This is a genomic window from Natrialba sp. SSL1, from assembly GCF_001861355.1.
Lineage (GTDB): Archaea > Halobacteriota > Halobacteria > Halobacteriales > Natrialbaceae > Natrialba.
This window is the reverse complement of record NZ_MASN01000049.1, coordinates 1-994: the sequence shown is the minus strand read 5'-3', so window position 1 is coordinate 994 and position 994 is coordinate 1. Positions and strand designations below refer to the sequence as shown.

Genomic DNA, 994 nt, shown 5'->3' with positions numbered 1-994 from the left:
GCCGGTTTGATCACGAGGAATACAACGAACTGGCGATGGAGCAGCGCAGTGCGACCGATGATGACGAGCGACAACAACTAGTTTACGAGTGCCAGGAGATACTTGGTGAACAACGGCCTGAACAACAGCAGATCTACGACGAGTACATCAAAGGGTTCAACAGCGACCGTATTGATCCAGATTCTATTGTCGTCCATCCATTGTTTAATGGGTTTGCGAATGTCTGGAACTGGACTAACCTTGAGCCACTCAATGAGGAGGGCGAGACGCTCGTCACGAACAACTGGGATCCATCTGATCAACTCAACCCCTTCCATCACAACGCACGTGGGCCGAGTCGGAATAATAATCCAACACGGTTTCTTCACGATTTCTTGGCCCGTCCAGACCCTGAAACGTTCGAACCGGAGCCATGGGCCGCTGAAGAGTGGGATTGGGAAGATGACGAAACGCTTGTCGTACAGGTCCGTGACGACATGGTCTTCCACGATGGCGAACCCGTCACCGTAGAGGACGTTATCTGGTCGTACGAGACGGCTATGGAGACCGAGGCGCCTGCATACGCGGTATTCGTCGACCCAATCGACGAAATCGAACAAACCGGTGAATGGGAAGTTACATTCCACCTTGAGGAACCGTATGTTCCCTTCATCAGTAGTACCCTGGGCGAAGTACCGATCCTTCCCCAGCATTACTGGGAGGACCTGATCGAGGAGACCGGATACGGGGATGCTCCCTGGGAAATCGTCATCGATGATGATCAGCCGATTGTCGCGAGCGGCCCCTTCCAGTGGGGGTCGTGGGACCAGGGTGAACGATTCGAAATGCCCGCGTTCGACGATCACCCGTTCGCAGCGCCAAACATCGAGATGCGAGTGCAGCGTCCGCTCTCAACTCGGGACGCGGAACTCGAATCACTTCGTCAGGGTGACTACGATATCCTCGACTACTGGTTCGGTGACTTCGAGCGTCTCGAAGAAACGATCGAAGAGGC

Annotated in this window: 1 protein-coding gene; it reads left to right on the top strand. The window is 54.4% G+C overall.

The genetic code is table 11. The annotated features are described in order from the left end of the window. The coding region (locus tag BBD46_RS21835; protein ID WP_253184592.1) for an ABC transporter substrate-binding protein at window positions 1-994 on the top strand (994 nt) is incomplete at both ends.